This is a genomic window from Sphingopyxis sp. GW821-FHT12C06 (genome assembly GCF_058807415.1).
Window position 1 is genome coordinate 152,125 of the sequence record NZ_JBXAQR010000006.1, and the last position, 26,364, is coordinate 178,488.

The 26,364-nt window shown below is 61.9% G+C and carries 20 protein-coding genes, 1 tRNA gene and 1 pseudogene; 15 read left to right on the forward strand and 7 right to left on the reverse strand.

Annotated features, from left to right (window positions below; genetic code table 11):
* Window positions 1-258 precede the first annotated feature (258 nt).
* On the forward strand, window positions 259-768 hold the full coding sequence (locus tag AC1RRJ_RS18250) for a DUF3617 domain-containing protein (RefSeq protein ID WP_493125300.1): 510 nt from the start codon (window positions 259-261) through the stop codon (window positions 766-768).
* A 140-nt stretch (window positions 769-908) separates the two neighbouring features.
* Here the strand turns inward: AC1RRJ_RS18250 and AC1RRJ_RS18255 are convergent, their stop codons facing one another.
* Window positions 909-2,144 (reverse strand): glycosyltransferase family 4 protein, encoded by a 1,236-nt coding sequence (locus tag AC1RRJ_RS18255; RefSeq protein ID WP_493125302.1) that lies wholly within the window; start codon window positions 2,142-2,144, stop codon window positions 909-911.
* Between the two features lie 391 nt (window positions 2,145-2,535).
* Between AC1RRJ_RS18255 and AC1RRJ_RS18260 the strand changes: the two genes are divergently transcribed.
* From AC1RRJ_RS18260 to AC1RRJ_RS18295, 8 genes are all read left to right on the forward strand, one after another.
* Window positions 2,536-3,141, forward strand: a complete 606-nt coding sequence (locus AC1RRJ_RS18260) for an outer membrane protein (RefSeq protein WP_493125304.1) — start codon at window positions 2,536-2,538, stop codon at window positions 3,139-3,141.
* 256 nt (window positions 3,142-3,397) lie between these two features.
* Window positions 3,398-4,084, forward strand: coding sequence for a response regulator (locus AC1RRJ_RS18265; protein WP_493125306.1), 687 nt, complete (start codon window positions 3,398-3,400; stop codon window positions 4,082-4,084).
* Between the two features lie 165 nt (window positions 4,085-4,249).
* The gene (locus AC1RRJ_RS18270) at window positions 4,250-5,509 is read left to right on the forward strand and encodes an ATP-binding protein (RefSeq protein ID WP_493125308.1); all 1,260 of its coding nucleotides are present in this window, start codon (window positions 4,250-4,252) and stop codon (window positions 5,507-5,509) included.
* 713 nt (window positions 5,510-6,222) lie between these two features.
* The gene (locus AC1RRJ_RS18275; RefSeq protein ID WP_493125310.1) at window positions 6,223-9,015 is read left to right on the forward strand and encodes a TonB-dependent receptor plug domain-containing protein; all 2,793 of its coding nucleotides are present in this window, start codon (window positions 6,223-6,225) and stop codon (window positions 9,013-9,015) included.
* Window positions 9,016-9,250: 235 nt separating this feature from the next.
* On the forward strand, window positions 9,251-11,170 hold the full coding sequence (locus AC1RRJ_RS18280) for a serine hydrolase domain-containing protein (protein ID WP_493125312.1): 1,920 nt from the start codon (window positions 9,251-9,253) through the stop codon (window positions 11,168-11,170).
* Complete coding sequence (locus tag AC1RRJ_RS18285) at window positions 11,151-12,902, forward strand: serine hydrolase domain-containing protein (RefSeq protein ID WP_493125314.1); 1,752 nt, start codon at window positions 11,151-11,153, stop codon at window positions 12,900-12,902. The genes AC1RRJ_RS18280 and AC1RRJ_RS18285 overlap by 20 nt, the downstream gene beginning before the upstream one ends.
* Before the next feature lie 47 nt (window positions 12,903-12,949).
* Window positions 12,950-13,432, forward strand: coding sequence for an Lrp/AsnC family transcriptional regulator (locus AC1RRJ_RS18290; protein WP_493125316.1), 483 nt, complete (start codon window positions 12,950-12,952; stop codon window positions 13,430-13,432).
* Between the two features lie 367 nt (window positions 13,433-13,799).
* Window positions 13,800-14,861 (forward strand): pyridoxal-phosphate dependent enzyme, encoded by a 1,062-nt coding sequence (locus AC1RRJ_RS18295; RefSeq protein ID WP_493125318.1) that lies wholly within the window; start codon window positions 13,800-13,802, stop codon window positions 14,859-14,861.
* A 29-nt stretch (window positions 14,862-14,890) separates the two neighbouring features.
* On the opposite strand, the pseudogene AC1RRJ_RS18300 reads toward AC1RRJ_RS18295, so the two are convergent.
* Window positions 14,891-15,042 (reverse strand): annotated as a pseudogene (locus AC1RRJ_RS18300) (IS3 family transposase); the annotation flags it as partial.
* 345 nt (window positions 15,043-15,387) lie between these two features.
* On the opposite strand from AC1RRJ_RS18300, the gene AC1RRJ_RS18305 reads away from it, so the two are divergent.
* From AC1RRJ_RS18305 to AC1RRJ_RS18315, 3 genes are all read left to right on the forward strand, one after another.
* Window positions 15,388-16,434 (forward strand): N-acetyltransferase DgcN family protein, encoded by a 1,047-nt coding sequence (locus AC1RRJ_RS18305; RefSeq protein ID WP_493125320.1) that lies wholly within the window; start codon window positions 15,388-15,390, stop codon window positions 16,432-16,434.
* Window positions 16,431-17,600: a YkvI family membrane protein gene (locus AC1RRJ_RS18310; protein ID WP_493125322.1), complete on the forward strand. Its 1,170-nt coding sequence runs from the start codon at window positions 16,431-16,433 to the stop codon at window positions 17,598-17,600. The genes AC1RRJ_RS18305 and AC1RRJ_RS18310 overlap by 4 nt, the downstream gene beginning before the upstream one ends.
* 135 nt (window positions 17,601-17,735) lie before the next feature.
* Entirely contained in the window at window positions 17,736-19,355 is a 1,620-nt protein-coding gene (locus AC1RRJ_RS18315) for an N-acyl-D-amino-acid deacylase family protein (protein WP_493125324.1), read from the forward strand.
* Window positions 19,356-19,694: 339 nt separating this feature from the next.
* Here AC1RRJ_RS18315 and AC1RRJ_RS18320 read toward each other — a convergent pair whose 3' ends face one another.
* From AC1RRJ_RS18320 to AC1RRJ_RS18330, 3 genes are all read right to left on the reverse strand, one after another.
* Entirely contained in the window at window positions 19,695-20,963 is a 1,269-nt protein-coding gene (locus AC1RRJ_RS18320; protein WP_493125326.1) for an aminotransferase class V-fold PLP-dependent enzyme, read from the reverse strand.
* 13 nt (window positions 20,964-20,976) lie between these two features.
* A complete protein-coding gene (locus tag AC1RRJ_RS18325) occupies window positions 20,977-23,361 on the reverse strand; it encodes a TonB-dependent receptor plug domain-containing protein (RefSeq protein WP_493125328.1) in 2,385 nt (794 codons plus the stop codon).
* Between the two features lie 386 nt (window positions 23,362-23,747).
* A tRNA-Arg gene (locus tag AC1RRJ_RS18330) sits at window positions 23,748-23,824 on the reverse strand.
* Window positions 23,825-23,893: 69 nt separating this feature from the next.
* Between AC1RRJ_RS18330 and AC1RRJ_RS18335 the strand changes: the two genes are divergently transcribed.
* Window positions 23,894-24,643, forward strand: a complete 750-nt coding sequence (locus tag AC1RRJ_RS18335) for a queuosine precursor transporter (RefSeq protein WP_493125330.1) — start codon at window positions 23,894-23,896, stop codon at window positions 24,641-24,643.
* A 4-nt stretch (window positions 24,644-24,647) separates the two neighbouring features.
* Entirely contained in the window at window positions 24,648-25,043 is a 396-nt protein-coding gene (locus AC1RRJ_RS18340) for a hypothetical protein (RefSeq protein WP_493125332.1), read from the forward strand.
* Here the strand turns inward: AC1RRJ_RS18340 and purQ are convergent.
* Both purQ and purS read right to left on the reverse strand, forming a co-directional pair.
* Window positions 25,005-25,670, reverse strand: coding sequence for a phosphoribosylformylglycinamidine synthase subunit PurQ (gene purQ / locus AC1RRJ_RS18345; RefSeq protein ID WP_493125334.1), 666 nt, complete (start codon window positions 25,668-25,670; stop codon window positions 25,005-25,007). The genes AC1RRJ_RS18340 and purQ overlap by 39 nt on opposite strands.
* 19 nt (window positions 25,671-25,689) lie before the next feature.
* Window positions 25,690-25,920 (reverse strand): phosphoribosylformylglycinamidine synthase subunit PurS, encoded by a 231-nt coding sequence (gene purS, locus AC1RRJ_RS18350; protein WP_493125336.1) that lies wholly within the window; start codon window positions 25,918-25,920, stop codon window positions 25,690-25,692.
* 193 nt (window positions 25,921-26,113) lie between these two features.
* Here purS and AC1RRJ_RS18355 point away from each other — a divergent pair, with 193 nt between their 5' ends.
* Entirely contained in the window at window positions 26,114-26,287 is a 174-nt protein-coding gene (locus AC1RRJ_RS18355) for a (2Fe-2S)-binding protein (RefSeq protein ID WP_493125338.1), read from the forward strand.
* Window positions 26,288-26,364 lie beyond the last annotated feature (77 nt).

A 26,364-nucleotide genomic window follows, 5' to 3' on the forward strand; every position in this document is an offset into this window, starting at 1 on the left:
GCGACAGGATATCCTGGTGTATGCCGGAGACGAAAACCGGACCGGATTTCAAGCCGCGCTGGTTTCCGGGCAACCCTTCGGACATTGACGCCCCTATTTTTCCGTCGCCGGCCCCCAGCCGACAGATAGTCTGTCTCGCTCACTTTGGACGTGCATCCCATTGAAATCTTGTTAAATGCCGGCTCGCAATTGCTTAGGGCGTGAAGCAATTGCGACCTCCCGGGGACCCAAGAGCAACAATCAAAGGAATATCGAAGCATGAAGAAGTTTTTGACGGTCGCCACGATAGGCGCGGCGCTGGCATTGGGCGGCTGCGGCAAGAGCGACGATACGGCGGCTTCGTCAACCGGAACGGTAAAGCGCGAAGCCGGCAACTGGAAGACCGACGTCAAGCTGGTCAAGTTCGAGATGCCGGGCGTTCCCGATAATGTGAAGGACCAGATGTCGAAGCAGTTCGCGGCCGCCAGCGGTACGGAACAGTGCCTCACGCAGGAACAGGCGGACAAGGAAGATGTCGCCGGTGCACTATCGAAGGGCTATGGCGAAGCCTGTACCTGGAACAAGAATCAGGTCGGCAGCGGCAAGATCGACGTTGCGGGCACCTGCACACAAGGTGCGCAGAAGGTCGAACTCGCCCTCGCGGGAACCCTCGACGCCAAGAAGACCGACGTCCTCGTTACGTCGAAGGGCAAGTCGCCGATGGGCGGCGGCGACATGGAAATGCAGATGCAGGTCACCAGCACCAATATCGGTCCCTGCAAGGGCTGAGCTTCTCGGAAAAACGAGTCGGTGAAGGGGCGCGGTCGAGGACCGCGCCCCTTTTCTTCAAAAACCGGCCGGGAGCGTATTTCCGCTGACAAGCCGGTTCGAAAGACTGTCTCCGACAGAGGGCACGGCCGGGCTTTGGCTCACCGCTCTGACCTAAGGCATGCGCGATAAGCCGAAACAACCGTTGAAAGTTGTGTTGGCCAGTCGTGAGACAGTGCACTTTGCGCCGCTGCCGTGCCGAGCGCCACCCGGGTCTGACGCGACAGGATGAGCTGCTCCAGCGCATCGGCATATCCCTCTACGTCATCGGCTTTCACCAGCAACCCTGAGGAGCCATGTTTGACCAGAGTTTCGGCGCTGTCGACCCGCGCAGAGACAATCGCGATACCTGACGCCATCGCTTCAAGATTCACATTGCCGAACGCCTCGGTAACTGACGGATTGACGAGCACATCCGCACTTGCGATCGCGGTACCAAGACATTCGCCCGAGAGATGACCGAGGAAATTCGCGTCGGGTAGCTGTTTTGCGAACCATGTTCTGGCCGGCCCTTCACCAATGATGGCCGGACGCAGCCGGTGCCCGCGTTCCCGCACCGCCCGGATAACTTCGACGAAGAGTCCGATGCCTTTCTCTCGCACGAGGCGTCCGAAGAAGAGGGGAACCACCTCGTCATGTGTGTAGCCCAGATCGCCGCGCCACACCGTGCTGCGCCGCCAGGGATTAAACTGGTCATGATCGACGCCTCGGCCCCATATCGTGACGCGCCCCATCAGCCCTTTCCGCCCGAGCGCGTCAGCGATCGGCCTGGTCGGCGCAAGCACATGGTCGCAATTCCGGTAGAAGTGATCAAGGTACCGCTCCACCGGCTTCTTCAGCCGGCGCAAGCCATAATAGTCCAGATAGCTCTCAAATCGCGTGTGCAGGCTACTCACCACGGGGATCCCGTGTTCGCGTGCGAAACGCTGGGCGCGCCAGCCCAGCCAGTCAGGCGCGGACAGGTGAACAATGTTTGGTGCGAACCTCTCGATGTCCTCTCTGACCTTCGACGGCAGGCCAAGCGCGACGCGATATTCTCCACGCCCCGGAATACCGATCGAGCGAACGGGCACCACATCGCCAGTCGAGTTGAACGCCGGTTCGGCTGCAACGGGCGAATAGATGCGCACGGCGGCACCTTCGGACAGCAGGTGGTCGACGAGTCTGTTCAAAGCCTGGTTCGCGCCGTCGCGCACACAGTCATAGTTCCCCGAAAACAAGGCGACACGCAGTTCCTCCCCACGCGCAGCTGAGGCGGTCCGGATCGAGGGGCGGGGTGCATATGTCGAGGAGAGCCTTGCGCCGCGCGCGCAATGATCGGTTGCAGTCAACGCCACTGTGATTTCTCCGTTTGAAAACCTCATTCTTGTCCCGTTGCGCTAGGCCGGCTTGGTGGAGACGATGTTCACGAGGGGTGGAGATCAGGTGGAGCGAGGGCGAAAACCGGGAACGAGCCGCGCCTGTAATAGCGGTGCAAAGCTGCAGCGGCGCCGATGAGCGCCATTGCCGCAGCCAAGAGTGCCATGAAGACAATCGCCAACGCAGTGTGGAGATTGAGTGTGCTTTTGCGCTTTTCCTGGATGCCCGTCGCGACGTCCCGCCCGCCCCCGCATGCCGGAAACCGCTGGCTCGACCCAACGTCAGCACGCCCTCCACCAAAACTCGACACATGCAGGACAGATGCGCTCCACCGATCCGATCGGGATCGCCAAATTGTGGAGTAAATAGATGAAAAGCAGAATATTTCTTTGCGGGCTGGCGCTCTTCGCTGCCGAAGCCGCGCATGCCGAAACCGCAGAAAAGGCCTTTGACGGCTTGAAGATCGGTGCTTCCGTCGGTCGCAATCGCACGAGTGTCGAGCAGCCCGTCGCCGGCGAAACCGCAAAGCTCGATCTGGCCAAGAAGGGCGTCGATTGGCGCGGCTATGTCGGATACGACGTGCAGACCGACAGCAACATCGTACTCGGCGCCGAACTAGGCTTCGGCGGCGGCGGCAAGAGCCTCAGCCAGAAGGTTGGTACCACCAACGTCAAGCTGGATCCGGGCCGCACGTTCGATGCATCGGGCCGTCTCGGCTACGCGCTTGGCAATTCGATCCTCGTCTTCGGCAAGGCCGGCTGGGCCTGGCAGAATTTCGATGTGACCGCGACATCGACAAAGATCGGCGCCAAGCCCGTCGACAGCAAGATCGAGGAAAATGGCCTCCTGTTCGGTGGCGGTGCGGAAATCGCATTCAGCCCGGCGCTCGCCGTTCGGGCCGAATATGACCAGGTCAAGTTCAACGACAATTTGAAACGCAGCCGCATCATGCTCGGCGGCGTGCTGCGCTTCTGAGACCCGGGCGTTTCGCGTTTGTGAACGCGAAACGCCCGACAGGCAGGCCCGGGTTCGGGCCCGCCCGATATCCGCGCCGGGACGCCCCCTCTCCCTCCCCCTCGTCCCGGCGCCGAGTCGGCAGCCCTCTCTCCCGGCATGCGCGACAAGGCCCGCCGGAAAATGCGGGCCGGTGCGGCGCGCCTCCATCAAATCTCCACAATTTGTTCGCTTAATCTCGACCTCCGGGTCGTAGTGCGATCCAAAGGAGCGGAACATGCAAAGTGCGTTGGTGCTGATCGTCGAAGACGAACCCGAGATCGCGGCGATCCTCGATGCCTATTTCACGCGCGACGGCTTTCGCACGGTAACGGCCTGCGACGGCGAGATCGCGCTACAGCATCATTTGCGGCTCGCCCCCGATCTGATGGTCCTCGACGTCAAACTGCCCAAAGCGGATGGCTTTGCCGTGCTGGCCGAGATCCGGCGGCGCGGCGGAACACCGGTGATCATGGCGACAGCGCTCGCCGAAGATCTCGACAAATTGTCGGCGCTGAGGCTGGGGGCCGACGATTATGTTGTGAAGCCATTCAATCCGCTCGAGGTCGTCGAGCGCGCAAAGGCAATCCTTCGCCGTGGCCGGATGAGCCATGACGCGCCTGTGCGGCACGGCCCGCTTGAGCTCGATGCGGCCGCGCATACCGTCCATGTACGAACAGAGGACGGACGAGAGCTTCTCTCCCTGACCGGCACCGAGTTCCAGCTGCTCGCGCATATGATGCGCACGCCGACCAAAGCCTTTTCGCGCGGCGAGTTGCTCGATGCCTGCATGCCCGAAAGCGATGCGCTCGAACGCACGGTCGACAGCCATGTGAGCAATTTGCGTCGCAAGCTGCAAATGGCCGGCGCCGACGATATGCTCGGCGGCGTGCGGGGCATCGGCTATCGCCTGCTTCCTCCATGAGCGCTGCCGCTTTGCCGGCGTTCGTGGCGGCCGATAGCCTCGCTCGCGCTTGCCATCGATTTTCGCGAGGAACGAAACCGGAGCGCTCGTCAGGCGCCGCGATACACCCGGCAAAAATCGGCGCGTGCCGCGTATGGCGCTGCCGCAAGATTGGAGAGTTTTTCGATGAGCGCGAATCCACAGGACCCGGCGAGCGTCGGCGCGACCGCCGAGAAGCCCGGGCCGAATCCGCCCAGCCCCACCAGCCTTGCCGGGATGATCGGACGAGCCGGGCGCCGCCGGCGTCCCGCCAGGCTGACAACGCAGATGACCGCGGCGATGACGGTGGTCGTTACATTGTCGGTCGTCGTGATGATCGGCGGAATGCTGCTCTTCTACCTATGGTCGGAAAATCTGTTCCGCAGCACCCTCTCGCCCGATGCCCGGCTCGCCTATGACATGGTCGGGCAGAACCAGCTGCCCAAGCATGCCAATCTCGAAGCTCTCTTCCAAGCCTATCAAAAGTGGGAAGCGGGTGTCCAGATTGAGGAGCAGATCGCGCTGATCCTGTTTGGGGGGATGGCGCTGTTCATGGGAATCATCGTCGGGCGCTGGCTCGCAGCGCGGATCAGCGAGCCGGTGCACAAGGTCGCGGATGCCGCCCGGCGCATCGCGGCGGGTGATCGGACGGTCAGGGTCCCCATGGCCGGTCACGGCGCCGGCGAAACCCACCAGCTGATTGCCGACTTCAACATGATGGCGCGCGAGATGGAGCGATCCGAACGCGAGATGCGTGAAAGCGTCGCCGCGATCGCCCATGAGCTGCGTACGCCGCTTACCGTTCTGCGCGGCCGCCTTCAGGGGATGGTCGACGGTGTCTTCGCGCCCGACACCAAGGGACTCGACGGCCTCATCTTTCAGGTCGATGCGCTGACACGGATTGTCGAAGACCTCCGAACGCTGAGCCTCGCGATGACGGGACGGCTTGCGATCCGCCCGACGGTGATCGATCTTGCGGTGGAGGCCGGCCGGACGATCGACGCCTTCGCGCCTGAACTGGCAAATGCGGGCATGATTGCGGAACGCGACCTCGATCCGGTGCGTCTCGCCGCAGACGGCGCGCGGCTACGCCAGATTCTGCTCGCGCTGCTCGACAATGCCCGCCGCTACGCCGCGTCGGGCGGCGTGGTACGGATCGAAACGGGGTCCGATACCGACGGCGCCTTTTTGCGTGTGCTCGATCGCGGTCCCGGTATCGCTGCCGGCGATGCGGAACGCCTGTTCCAGCGCTTTTGGCGTGCCGACGACTCCCGTTCGCGCGATTCAGGCGGGACCGGGCTCGGCCTGGCCGTCGTGAAAGCCATCGCCGAGGCCCATGGCGGAGGGGTGGCAGCGGCCCACCGCCCCGGAGGAGGAGCCTGTTTCGAGGTCCGCCTGCCCTATTGAGGGAAACCCTCACGCCGCCTCCAAATAGGGCGCGCCGCGGCTCCATAATCCACCACAATCTGCGTGGCCATGATATCGCGCGCCCGCAAATCCATCCTCCGCGAATGCACTAACAATCGACCTGGGCCAATCGGCGGGGGCCGGTCGCCTATCCGGCGCATCTACGCACTTGTTTCGCCGCGAGTACGCGTTTGTACGACCATTATTGCGGCCAGGATGCGCGCTCCCCCGATAGAAGCTTGGCAACAAGCAGAGGGCAAATTGGATCTAAATTTATGGAGCACTTCGTCCAATGTGCGGGGCAAGCGGATGCAATGCCTTGGCTCGTTGAGGATAGAACCCCCTACGAGTCTCACGCGTTTTCTTCATACTCCGCCAGACCTTTCCGCACGCGCCAATCTTGAGGTGAACGCGTGCTCGCCCCCACATCCGGCGCACATGGATCCCATACCCGGGCATTCCAACCGCTACGCAGTCAACCACAATTATTGCCATTCCTTGCTCGGTCGGGCGGCACTTCGATGCCCCATGCCGCCGGGAAGAACCGAATGAAATAACTCTGCCAAGCCCTCTCGCAATACGCCCGAAAAGACGCGCGGAATTGCCCTCGAGGCCAGCTCTGCGGCCGGATCGAGGTCATCCGCAACCAGACCCTAAGTGCAGCCGTGTTCATCCAATTTATCAAATAAATATAATTGTCGGGGAGAATAGCCGTGAACAGATCTATCAAGTCCTTTCGTGCCGCTCTGGCCGCCTCGGCAGCAGGAATAGCCTTCCTCGCCGCAGGCCCGGGCTTGGCGCAGGCCGCGCAGAACGACTCCTCACCTACCGAAGAAGCCGGGGATGGCGAATCCGGCAACGAGATCATCGTTACCGGTTCTCGCGTCGAGCGCGCGGGCTTCGATCAGCCAACGCCGACGACCGTGATTGGCGAAACTGAGCTGCGGCAAGGCGCGCCCGCCAGCCTTCAACAGGTCCTCGCAGACCAGCCGTCGGTGCGCGCTACTATCAATCCCAGCTCGACCGTTGGTAACACCGACAGCGGAACGGCTCCTGTTGATCTTCGCGGCCTCGGCATCGATCGCACTTTGACTTTGATCAATGGCCGCCGCTTCGTCGGCTCGAACAATCTCAACTTTGTACCTCTCAATCTGGTTAAACGGCTTGAAGTCGTGACCGGCGGCGCCTCGGCGGCCTGGGGCTCGGGCGCGGTAGCCGGGGTGGTCAACATCATCCTCAATGACAATGTAGAAGGCCTTGAATTGGGCGCCGAAGTGGGCGTTTCCTCGCGCGGAGACGGGCAGCGTTATCGTTTCGACGGGGCATTCGGAACGGGTTTTGCGGACGGCAACGGTCACTTTATGGTTGGCGCGGAATATGTGGAGGAGAAGGGCCTGCCTCCCCACTCTCGTCTGTCTCGCCCCGGTCTCCGAAACCCCGGCATCACCAAGGTCAATGGCGTGTTGGTGATCACTGAGAATGTGAACGTTCCCGGAAAGAGCTATAGCGGGCTGATCACCAGCGGCATTCTTGCCGGCCAGACTTTCAATCATGACGGCACGTTGCGCACTTATCGCGGTCCAGACGCCTCGGGCATCGGCGGCGAGGATGCAGCGGGCCCGTTCGGCCATCTCTATGCAGCAGCACCGAACAAGCGCTTCAGCAGCTATGCACGTGTGAGCTATGACATAGGCAGCGCGACCCTCTGGGCCGACGCCGCCTATTCGAAGACGAAGACCAAATATAACTTCTTCCCCGACTATTCCGCTCCGGGTGACTTTGGAAGCGCCACCCCCGAGAACCCGACGGGCGCCCTTACCATTCAAGCTACCAATCCGTTCCTGCCGCAGGCGATCCGCGACCGGCTGAAGGCGGCCGGGGAGACCAGCTTTACCTTCAACCGCGTTTATGAGGATATTCTCGAATTCGTCTTCGACGCGGATCGCGAGAGTATTGAAGGTGCGATTGGCGTCGACGGCACCCTGGGCAATGGCTGGAAATATGGCGCTCACTTCAGCCATGGTCAGGTCAGTGATACGCGGTTCCTGAGGAACAGCCGGCTAGCTGCGAATTTCGACCGGGCTACGGACGCGGTTCTGATCGGCGGCCAGATCGTTTGCCGGGTAAATGCAGATGCAGACCCGACCAACAACGACGCGGAGTGCCGTCCACTCAACATCTTCGGCTTGGGCAACGCATCTTCCGAAGCGATCAACTATGTCACCGCGGACCAGGGTCGGCACAGCGTTCAGAAACTCGACTCGGCGAGCGCTGAAATTCAAGGCGACCTGTTCTCACTCTGGGCCGGCCCCGTCACTGTGGCTATCGGGGCAGAGGCGCGATGGGAAGAGATCGTCACGACGCGCGACGCCGAGACGCTTGCCGGCGGCTTTGGCCTCCCTGTTTACACTGCCGACTTGAGTGGCGGTTTCAATGTGAAGGAAGGCTTCGCCGAAATCGTCCTGCCGCTGCTCGACGCGGAAGCATTCAAGCTCGAATTCAATGGGGCAGCCCGCTACTCCGATTATAGCAACAGCGGCGGCATCTGGTCCTGGAAGCTTGGCGGGACCACGCGTCTGTTCAACGACCTGCTGCTGCGTGCGACGAGGTCGCGCGACATCCGGTCACCCAATATCAATGATCTCTTCAGGACGAAGAACATCAGCATCGGTGCTGTGGTGGATCAAGACACCGCAGGTCGTACAGGGCGCCCTGGTTACGATCCGAATCCCGGGTCCGTGACGCTCTTCTCCGGCGGGAACCCGAATCTGGCACCGGAAATCAGCGGCACACTTACCTTGGGAGGCTCCTATTCGCCTTCCTTCCTGCGCGGACTTAGCCTTTCGGTCGATCATTTCGACATCAGGATGAAAGGAGCGATTACCACTCTGGGGGCCTCGGACCTCACCGCTCTTTGCGCTGGTGGAAGTCAGGTCGCCTGCGATGCGATCATTCGCGATCCCGTCACACAGACGCTGGTCACGATCTTCTCGAATTCGCAGAATATTGCTCGGTTCGAGACAAGCGGCTTCGATTTCGAGGCCGCCTATGTACTCCCGGTGACGCAAATTTCCGGAGAGAAGCCGGGGACGCTTCGCCTCCGGGCACTGGCGACCTATGTCGATAAATATGTCTTCGACACTGGCTTGAAGGGCGGGCGGAACGAGCGTGCGGGCGAAGTCGGCGACTTTGCCCTTGGCATTCCCAAATGGCGCGGCACCTTCAGCGTAGCCTACCAGGACGACACCTTCGGCCTCGATGCGCGGGTCCGCTATGTCGACGGCGGCCTGTACAGCAATGATTTGGTCGGTGTCATCGCGAATAACGAGGTGAGTTCACGCACCTATGTGGATATTGGAGCGCAGTTCAAGGTGATGGACAGGTTCACCTTCTTCGGCAACGTCTCCAACCTGTTCGATCGTGCCCCGCCCTTCGTTCTCGACGCCAGCTATCACTATGACGTCATGGGGCGGTACTTCACCGCAGGCGTCAAGGTTGGCTTTTAAGCGCGGCTGTCACGATGCGAGGTGGGAGACCGGATTTCCATTCCTTTCTTTTGCTCGCGCCGCAAGCCAGCTTTGATTTCTTCGTGTCCTTCACCGTTGGCGAGGCCAGCCATGCGGCGCAAACCGAACGGAGCGAAGCCATCACCCCCGATCGCACAACAGCACGCGTGAGCGGTGTGACAAGTATCGCGGAAATCTTACCCCTGACACATGGAGATAAAGCGTGACGGGCACGATGAAGACAATTGTCCTTGGCTTTCTCGCAAGCCTGTTGCTGGGCACTGGTTCACTGCTGGGCGCTACCCGGCCGAGCCCGTCCGCGCTCTCTTCCCCGGCACCTTCCGCCGAGCCAGCCGGAGCGTCCACCATGATGCTTGAGCCCTTCATCGATGGGCTGATGCGGGCGGAGATGGAACATGGAAAGATACCCGGCGGCGTCATCTCCATCGTAAAGGACGGCAAACTCCTGTTCGCCAAGGGCTACGGATTTTCCGACATAGAGCGTGGCACACCGGTGGATCCCGGGAAAAGCCTCTTTCGAATTGCATCGACCACGAAGATCTTCACATGGACGGCCGTCATGCAGCTGGTCGAGCAAGGCCGGCTCGATCTCGATACCGACATCAACACCTACCTCAGGACTTTCCAGATCCCGGCGACCTACAAGCAGCCGATCACGCTGCGCCATTTGATGACGCACACAGCCGGGTTCGAAGACGGTGGCGTCGGCTATGAGCTGACCACCGACCTGAAGCGGGCGCCGTCGATAGCGCAGAAACTGGCCATGCATATGCCGGCACGGGTGCGTCCCCCCGGTGAAATGGCATCCTATTCCAATTACGGCGCCGCGCTGGCCGGGCTGATCGTCGAGCAAGTTAGCGGCATCCCCTATGAGGACTATATTCAGAAGAACATATTCTCACGGATTGGCATGACATACGCCACGGTGCGTGAACCGGTGCCGGCCGCGCTCGCTCGCTACAAGGTCGTCGGTTATGCACGCGAAGGGGGCGAATTCGTGCGCAGGCCCCCAACCTATGAGGGCGGCTTTCGACCTGCAGGTTCAGCCTCGGTCTCCGCGAATGACATGGCTCGCTTCATGATCGCGGCTCTTCAGGACGGCAGCTATGGGAGCGCAAGCATATTGAAGCCTGCCAGCATGCAGCGCATGCAAAGTCCGGCTTTCACCTTCGACCGGCGCATCCCCGCAATGGGGCTGGGATATTACGGGCAGAATGTCGGTGGCGAACTTGCCTGGGCCCATGGCGGCTCCGATCCGTTGTTCAACACCGAGATGTATCTCTTTCCTGCCAGAAAACTCGGGATTTTCATATCCTTTAGCGGAGGACAAGGCGATGTTGCTGCCGAAAACCTCGCCAAAGCTGTGCTGGCCCGGCTTTATCCGACATCGCAGCGGAAGCCCGGGACAGCGGGGACGGGATCGCTTGAAAAATATGCGGGAACCTACGCTTTTACCCGTCGCAATCACACCGATATCGACAAATTTTACGGACTGTTGTCGCAATTGTCCGTTTCGGTATCGGGCAACAGGCTCAGTCTTGGGGCAGGCGATGATGAAATGCAGTTTGCGCCGATCGGGCCGGGCCTCTTCCAGGAGATTGGCGGCACAAGGCAGATCGCCTTTCGCACCAATCGTGCCGGCGGAGTCACCCACATGTTTTTCGACTTTGCGATCATTGTCCCGCTGGAACGTGTGCCGTTCTTCGACAGGTCCGGGTTCTGGTATGCGGTCCTCGGGCTATCGCTCGCTGTGTTTGTTTCCGTTTTTCCGGGCCTGCTATACCGGGCACGCCTGATCGCCGCGATGCCCAAACCGGAGCGCCGGGCGGTGTGGATTTCCGCCGCTGTTGCCATTTGGGGCCTGCTCAGCGTTGCCACGCTTGGATTCCTTCTGATCTCAACAGACTTTATTCAAAGACTCAGCCATGTCCCGGCATCGTGGAAGGCCGCCCTGGCAATGCCTATCCTCTTCATTGGCCTGACTACATTGTTGCTATTCACTATTCCGAAGATTTGGACGAGAAAATACTGGAACCTCCGTACGCGTTTATATCACACAACAGTAGGCATCTCCGCAATCTCGCTGATTTTATTCTTTTTCAAATGGAATCTTGTTGGCTGGCACTTTGGATAATGCGCCCTGCATTCAGAACAAGAACGTGAAGGACAAGGTAATGAACTCTCATCGCACCGCTCCGCGCAAACTGGTGATCATGGGCCTTCTGCTGACCGGTGGCTGGACGACATCCTGGGCGGGAGCTGCGGCCGCACCCGCCGCCCACCGCGAAGTTCGCGCCGGAACTCCGCAACCCGCAGATCCTGCGCCGGACATTGATCGTCTGTTCTCGACCTGGACGAGGGGCGGCACTCCGGGGTGCGCGATCGGCATCTCCCGGAAGGGACAGCCCGATATGGTGCGTGCCTATGGCGAGGCCGATCTCGAACATGGCATCAGGGTCGACGCGGAAACCATATTCGAGGCTGGATCATCCTCCAAGCAGTTCACCGCCGCAGCCGTTCTACGCCTTGCCGAGCGGGGCCAGGTCTCGCTGGACGACGATGTGCGGAAATATATCCCGGAACTTCCCGACTATGGGCATGTCATCACGCTCGATCACTTGCTGCATCACACGAGCGGCCTGCGGGACTGGGGCGGAGTCCAGATCATCGCGGGGTGGCCCCGCACCACGCGCATTTACACAATGGAAGATACTCAGCGCATCGCAGCGCGGCAGAAGTCGCTCAATTTCGTCCCGGGCACGCAATATTCCTACACGAACACCGGATATAATCTCCTCGCGCTGATCGTGCAGCGCACGAGCGGAAAGTCGCTGGCGGAATTCAGCCGCACCGAATTTTTCGAGCCGCTGGGCATGCGGAACACACAATGGCGTGACGATTTCCGGCGGGTCGTCAAGAACCGGGCGATCGCCTATGCACCGTCGTCCACGGACTATGTGCAGCGCATGCCGTTCGAGAATGCCTATGGAAACGGTGGTCTTCTGACAACCGCAGGCGACTTGCTGGTGTGGAATGCGGCCCTGTCCGAGGGCAAGCTGGGCCCTCTGGTCACCACCGGTCTCGAAAAGCAGGGCGTCCTGCAGTCGGGGCATGAGATCAACTATGCGAGAGGTCTGATCGTCAGCAACTATCGCGGATATCGGGAGGTCGCACATCCCGGCGCGACTGCCGGCTATACCGCATGGCTCGGTCGCTATCCAACGACGGGGCTTTCAATCGCGGTCCTCTGCAACGCGGCCGACATCGATGCCTCTGAACTGGCGCATGCAGCCGCAAACCTGCTCCTTCCAAATGCTTCATCGCTTTCACCGTCGGGGACGTCCGGGAAACTTCCGGCCCGCGCGATCGCACCTGATGGCTTGTTTGTGGAGGAAGCGACCGGGATGCCTCTGACATTGAAGAGCGACGCTGGCCGGATCACCCTGGACGACGTCAGCCTCGCCTGGGTGTCGAAGAACGAGTACCGGAACGAGGATCTCACGCTGAGGTTCGAAGGACGAGACCGATTCCTGCTGCAGGACTCATTTGGCGCCGTGTCGCGCTACAAGAGCGTGCCTGGATTTGCGCCAAAGCCCGGCGATCTTGAACAATACGTCGGGGAATATGCCAGCGACGAGGCCGAAGCAGTCTATGTCGTCACTCTTCAAGGGGACCATTTGACAATAGCGTTGCGCGAGCAGCCGGAGACGGGCCTTGAGCTTTCACCTGCCTATCGTGACGCTTTCATGGCCTCGGGAAGCCTCGTCCGCTTTCGTCGTGAACAAAATGGCGCGGTCTCCGAGCTCAGCATGGGGAACGAAAGGGTATGGGATCTTCGATTCAGACGTGGCCCGCATCTCCGCTAAAGGCGGCACAATTGCCTTTTCACCGCGCGATAACTGCATAAAATGGGATGGATATGGACCTCGACAGATTCGATCGACAGCTTCTCAATCTCGTTCAAAACGATTCCGGGCGGACGGCCGAGCAGATGTCCGAGCAAGTCGCGCTGTCGCCTTCGGCGATCCAGCGCAGGATCCGGCGGATGAGGGCCGAAGGCGTTATCCTCAAGGACACTGCGGTGGTCGATCCGACGAAGGTTGGCCGACCCAACTTCTTCCTTGTCTCTCTTCAAGTCGAGCGGGACCGGCCCGAGCTCCTGGCGCCGTTGCGGCGATGGCTCGCGGCGCAGGAATATGTGCAGCAGGCGTTCTATGTCGCGGGCGAGACGGACTTCATCCTGGTTGTCACTGCGCCGGATATTGAGACCTATGACGCACTCATGGCCAACTTGGTCGGTGAGAACCACAATGTCAGGCATTTCACGACCCATGTGGCGCTGGCCCTGGTGAAGCGCGGACTAACGATACCCTTGTCGATCGAAAACCGCTCCTGACCTGCGGCCAAATTGCCCGGGCACTGACTTGCCTCGCAGCTCGTAGTCGACACCCGTGATTGCTCCATCTCCGCGCGTCACAATTGGTGTTGCGGTCAAGCGTCATGCCCTTTGAGCCACTGCTCGTGACAAGAGCCGGCCATCGGCCACGTGTCACCGGAGGCGGCCATGCGGCTAATCTCCCGTGCGCAGTCAGCCATTCAGCTGGCTCGGCAGGCCTTGAGAGATAGTCCCTGGTACAAGTTGCAAACTGCGCGCCCAAGACCGGACGCTGCGCCATATTATGCCCCGTCATCCGTGCCGTCTGGCAGCGTTCAGATGGCGCTCTTTGCAGGGTGGCGCCGCAGAGTATTGCTATATCTGTGACATGACCAAAACACACCTTCCCGAAACAGCCGCAACTCTTGCAGAGGCTATGGCCGCCCATCACCCTACGCCGCTCATCGAATGCGGCGAACTGGCGCGCCGCGCCGGCGTCAGTCGCGTTTTTGTCAAGGTGGAAGGCGACCGCCCGCTTGGCAGCTTTAAATCGCTTGGCGGCATGCTGGCAGGGCAGCGCGCGCTCGCTAGAGCCGCAGAATACAGACTGGCAGGCGCGGAGGAGCCTCACGAAGAAGGGAACAAATCTCCTCCCCGGCTGATCTGTGCCAGCGATGGCAATCATGGTCTTGCCGTCGCTGCGGCGGCCCAACTCGCGGGTACTGGTGCCACCATTTATCTTCCGACGGCGGTTAGCCGGACCCGCGCCGAGCGGATCGAGGCTCTTGGCGGGGAAATCATTTGGATCGAAGGTACTTATGATGACGCGGTCGAAAGCGCCGCTGGCGCTGCCGCGCGCGGAGATGGACTGCTGATATCCGACACCAGTCCTGATTCAGACGATCTGGTTGTGAGGGACGTCATGGCTGGATATGCATTTCTCGCCGCAGAGCTTGTCGACCAATTTCGTTTCAACGTGGCCGATCGACCCAGTCATATATTCGTGCAGGCCGGTGTGGGCGGTCTTGCAGCGGCGATGGCAGAGGGGCTGCAAACCATCCTCCAGGGCCCCGCGGCGATCACGGTAGTCGAGCCCAAAAATGCCGCCTGTGTTGGAGCGGCGCTGGCTGCCGGTCATCCCGTACAGATTGTCGGCGACCTCCATACGTCGGCGGATATGCTACGCTGCGGCCTGGTATCGGCGCCTGCGCTCGATGTTCTTTTGCGATACCGCGCGCAGTGGGTCGCCATTGATGAAGATTTGATCGCCGAGGCTGTTACTGCCCTGTCAGCGGCGGGCGGTCCCCAGACCACTCCATCGGGCGCGACCGGACTGGCGGGGCTGTTGCATGTGGCTTCGTTTCCGGCCTTGCGCGCGCATCATCGACTCGCAGCCGACAGCATAGTGTTGTTAATCGCGACCGAGGGAGTCGGTTTCGACGCGCCATGACCATGCAAATGGAGCGTGATCAAGATACAGAAACGCTGCGCCGGCAGGTCAGGCGCGATTGGCAGATAGTGACGACTGTCGGTTATGCATGGCCGGAACCGACGACCGGCGAGCGCACGAACGCCGTGTCGGGCATACGCCGTTCGACACGGCGACAGCTGCATCCATGGCCTTCCGCCCTTGCCACCTATGCGCTGCCGCGAGGGAGCGCCTTGACGGTGCGCTTGATCAACAATGTCTGCATGCGGACAGCCCTTCATAAGCCACCGTTCTACCTCGGTTTCGCGAGCGCTCGCGTGAAGACACTGCTCGTTCCTGAATCCATCTGTCGGGCTTCGGAGCGCATTCTGATCGGAGGCAGGCAACCCTCGCCGTGCGGTTCACGCCGCAAAAGAAATTTTTCTATTTTCATTGATTCAATCCTGATTAGAGAATAAAGTCCCATTTAGGTTAACAGAGGAAAGATGTAGAACCGGTGCCGCAACGGCGTCGCGTTTGGCACTCCTTCCCGATTCTGGTGAGAGACGTGAACATTCAAACCTCCTTCGATACCGCCGCCGGCGCATTGCAATTGCCCCAGCCCTATCTGCTGTTTCTCGGCGATGTAACCGAAGCCGTCTTCGCCAAAACGGCCTATGGCCTGCGCGATTGGGCGCCGGAGAAATGCGTCGGCGAATATGCGCTCCCTGCCGCGACCGTCAGCACCGGCTTGCCCGCGCTGACGCCCGCCGAGGCATCCGCCTGCGGCGCCCGTTCGCTGCTGATAGGTATCGCCAACCGCGGCGGTGTCATCACCCCGAACTGGATCCCCGCACTGCTCGCGGCGCTCGAAGCAGGTCTCGATATCGTCAGCGGGATGCACGCCCGCCTTTCTGACCTTCCCGAGCTTGCGGAGGCTGCCGAGCGGCTTGGCCGCCAGCTGATCGACGTGCGACATCCCCCGCGCGGCCTTCCTGTCGGCACGGGGCGCAAGCGGTCGGGGAAGCGGCTTCTCACGGTCGGAACCGATTGCGCGCTGGGCAAGAAATACACCGCGCTGGCAATCGCGCGGGCCTTTTCCGAGCAGGGAATCGATGCCGATTTTCGAGCGAGCGGTCAAACCGGCATCATGATTGCGGGCGGCGGCATCCCGATGGACGCGGTAGTGTCCGATTTCGAGGCGGGCGCGGCCGAAACGCTCAGCCCCGATGCCGCGCCCGGCCACTGGGACGTGATCGAGGGGCAAGGGTCGTTGATGCATCCCGCCTATGCGGCGGTGTCGCTCGGTCTGCTGCACGGCAGTCAGCCCGATATCATCGTCGTTTGCCACCAGCCCGGCCGCGAAGAAATGCTCGGAGTGCCGGGCTATACGGTGCCGGGCATAGAGGAAACGATCAGCCTCAACCTGCGGCTCGCTTCGCGCACCAATCCCGCTGTCCGTTGCGCTGGCCTCTCATTCAACACTTCGCATATGAGGGAAGACGAGGCGTTCGCGCTGATGGCCGAAGAGAGCCGCAAGCTGGGGCTGCCGGTCGCCGACCCGATCCGCGGAGGCGACGCTTTCGCCCGTCTGGTGGGTAGCTGCCTCGCATGAGCGCGGCAGCTACCACGGCAACCGTGACGGGTTCCTCCTGGTTCCAGCGCTTCCTGCTGCCGGGGTTCGCTTTCAAGGCAGTCGTGATCGGGGGCGGCTACGCTACCGGGCGTGAACTCGCGGAATTCTTCCTGCCGAGCGGGCCGTGGGGCGGACTGGCCGCGATGCTGCTCGCGATGCTGCTTTGGAGCATTATCTGTGCCACGACTTTCGCGTTCGCGCGGGCGGTCGGCGCCTTCGACTATCGCAGCTTCTTCGAAAAACTGCTCGGCCGTGGCTGGATCCTGTTCGAAATCGGCTATGTCCTCCTCGTGACGCTGGTGCTTGCGGTGTTCGGCGCGGCGGCGGGAGAGATCGGCGCGTCCATCTTCGGCTGGCCCCCGCTTGCGGGGACCGCATTCCTCGCGGCCTCGATCGCGCTGTTCGTGACCTTCGGCAACGCCTCGATCGAGGGCCTGTTCAAATATGTCTCCTTCATGCTCTATGGCGTCTACGCGCTGTTCATGGTCTTCGCTCTCGGCAGTTTCGGCGACGAAATTGCGGCGCGCTTTGCCATTCCCGCGCCGTCGGACGGCTGGATTCTCGGCGGGCTGACCTATACCGGTTATAACGTCATCGGCGCGGTGGTGGTCCTGCCGGTGATCCGCCATCTGACCAGCCAGCGCGACGCAGTGGTCGCAGGCCTGATCGCGGGACCGCTTGCGATGGCCCCCGCCATCCTCTTCTTCGTCGCGATGATCGCCTTCTATCCCGGCATCATGGGCGAGACGCTGCCGTCGGATTTCATGCTGCGGCAACTTGAGATGCCGCTGTTTCACCTGCTGTTCCAGTTCATGATCTTCGCCGCGTTGCTCGAAAGCGGCGCCGGATCGGTGCATGCGATCAACGAGCGCGTCGATGCTGCGCGCCGGACACATGGACATGCGCCGCTCGGCAAACGGGCGCGGGCCGGCATCGCCGCGGCGCTGCTGATCGGGTGCATGTTCCTCGCCGATCGCTTCGGCCTCGTGACGCTGATCGCCAGTGGTTACCGCTTTCTCTCCTGGATCTTTCTCGCCGTCTATGTCGCACCGCTGTTGACCGTCGGATTGGTGCGCCTGGTTCGCGGTCGCGTCAGCCGCGAAGCGCTGGAGCTTCAACCCACAGCTCAGGGAAAAGCGAAATGACGAAGGCGACTGATTGGGCGCGGTTTCGGCGCTGATAGCCGCGGTTCGCGAGGTCGTCGATACGGCGCGCCGACGGCAGGCCGCCAAAAAAATAACAACAAAAGTCGTCAGCCCCGGCTGCCGACAGGGAGATGAATGATGAAACGCAAGATCCTCTTTGGTGCCTTGTCGATGCTGCTCGTCGCCAACGCTCCGGCGCCCGAATATGACATCGTGATCCGCGGCGGGCGCGTGCTCGATGGTGCGGGCAATCCGTGGGTCAGCGCCGATGTCGCCGTCAAGGACGGCAAGGTCGTTCGTATCGGACGGGTTTTGGGCCGCGGAACGAAGGAAATCGACGCCAAGGGCCGCTATGTGTCGCCCGGCTTCATCGACATGATGGACCAGTCGGGCGAGGTGCTGCTCAAGAATGGCGCGGCCGAAAATAAGCTGCTGATGGGGGTGACCACGGTCATCGCCGGCGAAGACGGGCCGCCGGCCGCTGCAGCGGAGATTCCGGCTCATTTCAAGACGCTGGAACAGCAGGGCATTTCGGTCAACTACGGCACCTATTATTCGGCGACGCAGGCGCGGGTGAAGGTGATGGGCGACGGCGCGGGAACGCCGACCGCCGCGCAGCTCGACGCAATGGGCCGCGAGGTCAGGATCGCGATGGAGAATGGCGCATTCGGCATTTCCAGCGCGCTGATCTATGCGCCGAGCAGCTTCCAGAGCACCTCTGAGCTCGTCACGCTGGCCAAGGTCGCGGCGCAATGCGACGGCTTTTACGCGACGCATATGCGCGACGAAAGCGAAGGCCTCGTCAAGGCGATCGAGGAAGCGATCGAGATCGGCGAGAAAGGCGGCGTGAAGGTCGAAATTTTCCACCTGAAAGCGGCCTTCGCTCCCGGCTGGGGCAAGCTGATGCCGCAGGCGGTGGCAACGATCAACGCAGCGCGCGCGCGCGGGGTCGACGTCGCGGCGGATATGTATCCCTATACTGCCGGCGGCACCGGCCTTGAAATCATCGCCCCCAGCTGGGTGTGGGCCGACGGCGTCAAGAAGGGGATTGAGCGGCTGCGCGATCCCAAGGTGCGCGAGCGGATGAAGAAGGAAGTCGCCGCGGGATCGATGCCCGGCTGGTCGAACCTGGTCCACGCCTCGGGCGGCTTTGCCAATGTGCGGCTCGCCAATGGTTTCAGCAAGAAATATGAGCGCTTTCATGGCAAGAGCCTTGCGGAAATCGGCGCGGCGTTGAAGATCGATCCGGCCGATGCCGCGTGGGATATCGCACTGGAAGGACTACCCGACCGGGCGATGGCGCTTTATTTCATGATGAGCGAGCAAGACATCGAGACGGCGCTGAAGCAACCCTGGGTGAGCATCGGGAGCGATGCGGCAGCGTCGGAGAAAGCGGGCGAAATGGATGCACTGGGTCTTCCGCACCCGCGCGCCTATGGCACCTTCCCGCGTATCATCGCCGAATATGTGAAGCGCCGTCCGGTGCTGTCGCTTGAGGACGCGGTGCGCAAGATGACCGCTTGGCCGGCACAGCGGATGGGCCTGACCGACCGCGGGTTGATCCGCGACGGGATGCGCGCCGATATCGTCGTGTTCGACCTCGACAAGCTCGACGACATCGCGAGCTGGGACAAACCCACCGCGTCGCCCACGGGTATCGACACGGTGATCGTCAACGGCGTCGTCACTATTGCCGGCGGCAAACACACCGGCGCCAAGGCTGGCGCAGTGCTGCGCCATAGCTGCGGTGTTTGAAGCGAGGAAAGACGACCCTGATCAGTTTCGCCGTCGCTGCAACCTCACCTGAAACCTGAGTTATGGCAAGTTACGGGACCTGGAACCCAAGCCTTCAACGACAAGTTATTTGGGGGGGGTGGGCGCTGCTCCCACCCCGTTCTCACAATCGCAAACGGCAGGTTTCGGTCAGCAGTCTCGCGGCTGGCGGCTACGACCTGAATCGGGCGCCAAGCAAAAGGGGCTAGTCGGCCCGCGACCCCAATGCGCTCCATCGCGCGAAGATCCGTTGACCGGCCGTTGAATGCAGGGCGGCGACAGGTTGTCGGTGCCGTTGAGACACGATCCCACAATTGAGACTCAACCCGAAGAGTTAAGCAGCTCCTTTACCGCCCCAACGAGCATGTCCATGTCGGCGGAACTGTTAAAGAGAGCCGGCGTGATACGGACACAGGCGCCGCGCGCCGGCCCCGAACGCTGAACCGAGAATATTCGATGCTCGTCAAGCAGGCGCTTTGCGATCGCGGCGTTGTCCGCCTCGCTGGTGCGACCGGTGAAGCGGAAGGAGGTGATGCCGCCGTGCAGCCGCGCATCGTCGGGGGTCAAAATCTCGATGCCCGGCGTGCCGCGCAGGGTTTCCGCCCAGCGGTCGCGCAAATAGCGCAGGCGGCCTGCGCGAGCCGCATCGCCTATGGCGTCCTGAAAATCGAGCGCCGCGGGCACGGTGAGCTGCGCCGCGAAATCGACAGTGCCGGTGTGCACGCGTGCCTGACTGGTGGCGGCAAAGGGCGGCGCGTTGGCGGTGTCGGGATCGATCAGTTCGACCTTCGTCTTGCGGATATAGAGCGCGCCGACCCCCAGCGGGGCGCCCATCCATTTGTGCAGGTTCAGGCCAACAAAATCGGCATCGAGATCGCGCAATGAAAAGTCGAGCTGCCCCCAGCTGTGTGCGGCATCGACGATCGCATCGACGCCGCGCGCGCGCGCCATGGCGACGATTTCGCGGACGGGAATGACCAGACCGGTCCGATGACTGAGGTGGGTCAGCAGAATCAGCCGAATGCGCGGATTGGCCCTGAGCGCCGCCTCATAGCAATCGATCAGCCCCAGATGCGTGGCCGGCTCGGGAAGCGCAATGCGCACCACATCGACGCCGCGGCTTTTCTTCAGGGAGTCGCAGCACGCCTGCATGCTGTCATAATCGAGGTCGGCATAGAGAACCCCGTCGCCAGCGCGCAGCCGGTTATAGCCACCGATCAACGCCTTTAGCGCCTCGGTCGCATTGCGGGTGAAGGCGATTTCTTCGGGCGCAACGCCCAGCTTCGCCGCAACGCGGGCGCGCACCGCGACCAGATCGGGGAAAAGTCCGCGCCGGGCATAATAGCTGGTCGCGCGGTTCACGCGCCGAACGGCGGCTTCATATTGTTCCAGCACGGGCCGCGCCATCATGCCCCAATTGCCATTCTCGAGCTGGATGATGTCGTCGATGACGTCATATTGCGCCGCGACGCCGGCCCAATGATTTTCGTCATCGGGCCGGGCGCCCGCCGGCAGCGGTGCGGCTTCGAGCCGCCCCGCCACCGGCGCCGCTGCGGCCGCCATCAATATCTGTCTGCGACTGATATCCACGCTGGCCCCTTTGTCAGAATGTGATGCCCAGACGCACATAATATTGTCCGCCGTCGGTGTCATAGGGCGCGTTGCGCGAGTAGATCAGACCGCGCACCGCCTGGTTCGTCGCTTCGTCGGGATAGGTGTCGAAGATATTCTCGGCCCCGGCGCGGATCGACAGATGATCGTTCAGCTGGACGCTGGCGGACAGGTCGAACATGATCATCGATCCAAAGCGCTGAAATACCTCGCCCGTCGCGTTGCCGCTGACGTCGGTCCATGCGCCATAATAGCGCGCGCGCCCCTGCACCCCGAAGCGGCCGAGGGTATAGCCGATCGAGGCGGTGCCATTGTGCCTGGGCAGCCGATCCTCGAACAATATCCGTTGCGTTTCATTCCCGATCGCGGCGCTTGTCCCGCTCGTCACCTTGGTCTGGTTATAGTTATACGCGAGACTGATGTCGGCTTTTCCCGGACCGACCTCTCGCGCATAGGCCAGCACCACGTCGATCCCGCGGGTGCGCGTGTCGAAGTCATTGGTGAAATATGTGATACCGGTGAAGCGCTGCGGATTGGGGAGGTTGGCCGGGATCGCGGCTGCTCCGAAGGTTCTCGACTGGCTGAAACGATCGCGCAGTTTGATCTGGTAGATGTCGATGCTCGCCGTCAGGCCGAAATCCGACTGGAAGGTCAGGCCTGCAGTCATGGTGCGCGATTTCTCGGGGGTCAGCGGCTTGGCGCCGAGTGCGATCGCGATCGGATCGTTCGGCGCCAGACGGCCGGTATTGAATATCTGCATCGTGCTCGTATCGAGACCTTGGCTGGTCGTGAGCGCATTGAGCTGAGCCGGGGTCGGCGCACGAAAGCCCGTCGAATAGGTGCCGCGCAGCGCAACTCCGCTGACCGGTTCGAGCCGCGCCGACAGCTTGTAATTGAACGTGTCGCCAAAAGCCGAGAAATCCTCGTAACGGCCCGCTGCACCGAGCGTCAGCATCTCGACCGGCCGGACCTCGACATCGACATAGCCGGCGTAGCTCGTCTGCGACCATTCGCCCGCGCTCAAGGGGCTGAAGCCCGGAAAGCCGTTGCTGTTCGGGGCCAGCCCGGTCGCGGCGCCGGGACCGATCGCATAGGATGCGGGATCGCCGGGGCGGATGGCGTAAGTTTCCTTGCGCCGCTCGGCGCCGAAGGCGATATTTGCGGGCTCCGCCATGCCGAGCGGCAGGCGATAGACGAAATCGGCGTTCAGGTTGAATTCGCTCTGCCGCAGACGCCCGAGGTAAAAGCTGGTCGGGCTTGCGGGACCGAGCGAGGCATTGAGCGATTCTTCGAGGCTATAGTTGATGCGGCTGCGCCCGGTAGACGCGCTGAGATCATAGGTGAACCGATCGCCGAGCCCGCCGCGTAGGCCGCCCGCGGTCTGGAAATCGTCATATTTCGTACCGAAGCGCGGGGTGAACCCGGCGGGATAGAGGTTCCTGAAGCTGAAGCCCGGGAAGGCCGTGCTCGGATTATAGACATTCGCCGTGCCGGCGGGATTGCGCCAGTTGAAGTCGGTAACGCCCTCGCCGCTCGCCACGGTGCCAAACGCATAGAGGGTCGCGCCGTCGACAATCTCATAGTCGGCATTCACCGCGCCGCGCACCGACTTGAGATCGGGCTGGCCCCAACGCTGCACCGGGTTGGGCACGTTGAGGCCGGGATTCGCTGCCTGGAACGCCGCCGCATCGGGACGCTGCCGGGTGCGCGAGGTCGCGTCCGACTTTGAAAATTCGCCGGTGAAAACCAGGACACCACGGTCGCCGAGCGCGACACCACCCTGCCCGCCGGTCTGATAGCTTTTGCCGTCGCCTTCATAATAGCTCGAATATTGGCCGAAGGCGTCCATGCCGGGCTGGTCGTCAAGGATGATATTGATGACGCCCGCAATCGCGTCCGAACCATATTGCGCCGACGCGCCGTCGCGCAACACCTCGATCCGTTTGATCGCCAGATTGGGGATGGTGGCAAGGTCGGCCGCCTGCGCGCCGCGCGTGCCGAGCAGCGCCGAGCGATGATAGCGCTTGCCGTTGACGAGAACGAGCGTCTGATCGGGCGACAGCCCGCGCAGCGTTGCCGGGCGGACAAAGGCCTGACCATCGGCGGCGGGAAGGCGCTGGACATTAAACGAAGGCAGAAGCTGGGCAAGCGTGTCCGCCAAATCGTTGGACACGCTGTTATCGATCGATTTCGACGACAGAACGTCGATCGGTGCCAGCGTGTCGAACTGCGTCCGCCGCGCGTCGCGCGTGCCGGTGACGATGATCATGTCACCCTCGGCGCCCTCTGCGCTCGTCGGGGCGACCTCTTCGGCCATAGCCATCGAGGGCGCGACAAATTGCAGCGCGACAAGCGCGCAGGCGGTCAGGCTTTTCATAGAGGCTCCTTGGAACGCGACGGGGAGAGTTATGTTCTTGTTGCCGCCGCGCCCTAGGAATTGAGTGTGACAATCATGCGTCCATCATGGCCATCGAACCGCACAATGTGCGCAGCGATGCAAAAATTGCATCCGGAGCTGCTGGCAGTTTCCAGCAACGACCGGTCGCTTTTGAAAAAAGCTTTGAGGTTTTCGATGATCGACCCGGGCGCGAAGACGACACTCTTCCCGTCGTCAACGAATCGCAGGTTTCGGGAAGTCGTTTCACGGTGATCTGCGGGTTGGTTGAGGCACAATGCCGGCCGGTGGCTTTCGCAAAAGCCTGGCTGAGAACGGCCCCCAAAGGCAGGGTAAAGTTGTCCCAACAACATCTCAAGAAACAGAAATGGCGCGCCCGGCAGGATTCGAACCTGCGACCACCCGCTTAGAAGGCGGGTGCTCTATCCAGCTGAGCTACGGGCGCGCGGCACGGCTGTGCGTCGCGGCGATAGCGCGGTTTGCGTTGGCCGCAAAGCGGGTTAAGCAATCACCGATGTCCGAATCCGCCCCGCCCCCGGCTCAGCCCGCTGCCGTCAACGCCGCGAGCGTCAGGCATTTTCGTTATTATGACCTGGTGATGGCCGCCTTTGTGGCGATTTTGCTGCTGTCGAACATCATCGGCGCGTCGAAACCGAGCTACATCCCCATGCCCGACGGCAGCCAGTGGGCCTTTGGCGCGGGGGTGATGTTTTTCCCGATCAGCTATATCATTGGTGACGTACTGACCGAAGTGTACGGCTATGCGCGAGCACGGCGGGTGATCTGGACCGGCTTCGCCGCACTCGCCTTCATGGCTTTCATGGCGTGGGTGGTCGTGGCACTGCCGCCCGCCGACGGATGGCCGGGCCAGTCCTCCTATGAATTCGTCTTCGGCAACAGCTGGCGCATCGTGATCGCGTCGATGTGCGCTTTTTGGGCCGGCGAGTTCGCCAACTCTTATGTGCTCGCGCGGATGAAACTTTGGACCGGCGGCCGTTTTCTGTGGATGCGCACGATCGGGTCGACGATTGTCGGCCAGGGGCTGGACAGCCTGATTTTCTACCCGCTCGCCTTCTACGGGCTTGTCGGGTGGCCACCCGAACAGTTGATGCAGGTCGTGCTGTCGCAGTGGCTGATCAAGACCTTGTGGGAGGCCGTACTTACCCCCGTCACCTATGTCGTGGTCGGAACGCTAAAACGGCGCGAAGGTGTCGACGTGTTCGACGAAGGCACCGACTTCAACCCCTTCGGCGCCAAGGTTTGACGTCATGACATTGATCGAGCTTGCAGCGATGTTCGAAGAGCATAAATCCTGGCTCGTCACGACCGCCGACCTCAGCAAGGACGCGTTGCATATCTATTTCGGGCTGGCGCTGTTCCTCACCGTGCGATTGATCTGGCGCTGGCGCGGCGGGTGGCTCGCGGCGTGGTTCGCGGTCCTCATCATGGCGTGCGGCGGCGAGTTTCTCGACATGACCGCCGAAGCCAGCCGCGCGGCGATCCAGCCCGACGCCGCGCATTGGCACGACATCTGGAACACGCTGTTCTGGCCGACGGTCCTGCTGGCCGTCGGGCGCTGGTTGCAACCGGCAGCGCGAGCCGACTGGCCCGCGCCGGAAGCGCTGTCAGGCGAGAACGCCGAGCGCGGCCTCGAACAAGCGTAGCCCGTCGGTGCCGCCGTGCGCGCGATCGATCGCGCGTTCGGGGTGCGGCATCATGCCCAGCACATTGCCCGCGTCATTGAGGACGCCCGCAATGTCACGCGCCGAGCCGTTGACGCTATCGGCGTAGCGGAACGCAACGCGCCCCTCGCCCTCGATGCGGTCCAGCGTGTCGGTATCGGCGAAATAATTTCCGTCATGATGGGCGACCGGGATGCTGAGCGTCTCGTCGGCACCATAGGATGCGGTGAACATCGACTGGCTGTTCGCGACGGTCAGCGGCACGGTGCGGCAGACGAAGTTCAGCCCCGCGTTGCGCATCAGCGCGCCGGGGAGCAATTGCGCCTCGGTCAGCACCTGAAACCCGTTGCACACGCCAAGCAGGGGAACACCGCGCGCCGCGGCGTCGGCAACCGCGCGCAGGATCGGCGAGCGGGCAGCCATCGCGCCCGAGCGCAGATAGTCACCATAAGAGAAGCCGCCCGGCAGCGCGATAAAGTCAGTGCCATCGGGCAGCTCGGTGTCACGGTGCCACACCATCGCGGGGGCGCGGCCGGTGACGGTTTCGAGCGCGACGGCCATGTCGCGGTCGCAGTTGGAGCCGGGAAAGACGATGACCGCGGTCTTCATGAATATGCTCCTTCGCGCCTCAGGCGCGTTCGATCCGGTAATTTTCGATGACGGTGTTGGCGAGCAGCCTGGCGCACATCGCGTCGAGATCGGCGTCCGACACGCTGTCGGCGACTTCAAGCTCGATGAAGCGGCCGGCGCGCACATCGTCGACCCCGGCAAAGCCCAGACCTTCGAGCGCATGGTGGATCGCCTTGCCCTGCGGGTCGAGCACGCCGGGCTTGAGCGTCACATAGACCTGAACTTTCATGGGGCGAACCTTTGCGGATGGGGGCTGTTGAGGATGGGCGCGCCTATGCCCGCGAATCGCGCCGGGGGCAAGGGGCGGGCACGCGGCGGGCGGCAGGAAATTGCGCCTCTCAGGACTGCGAACCAGTCGCAACTTTCCTGTTGCGAATCCCTCGCACTATCCCTACATCAGCCTTGTTGAGAAGGATTCGCATATGGTCGTCTGTGTCTGCAACGCAATAAATGAAAGCCAGCTGCGCGATGTCGCGCGGAGTGGCCAATTGCGGTGTGCCAAGGCCGCCTATGCGCAATTGGGTCGCAAACCCAAGTGTGGACAATGCCTGTCATTCGCTCGCAATATCATCAGTGACGTCGCCACGACCGCCTGATTTTTCTTGAAAATCCGCCATTTTCGACCTTGGCCTGCATGGGTCTGGGGGCTTATAATGCCGCCATTCCAATTCCC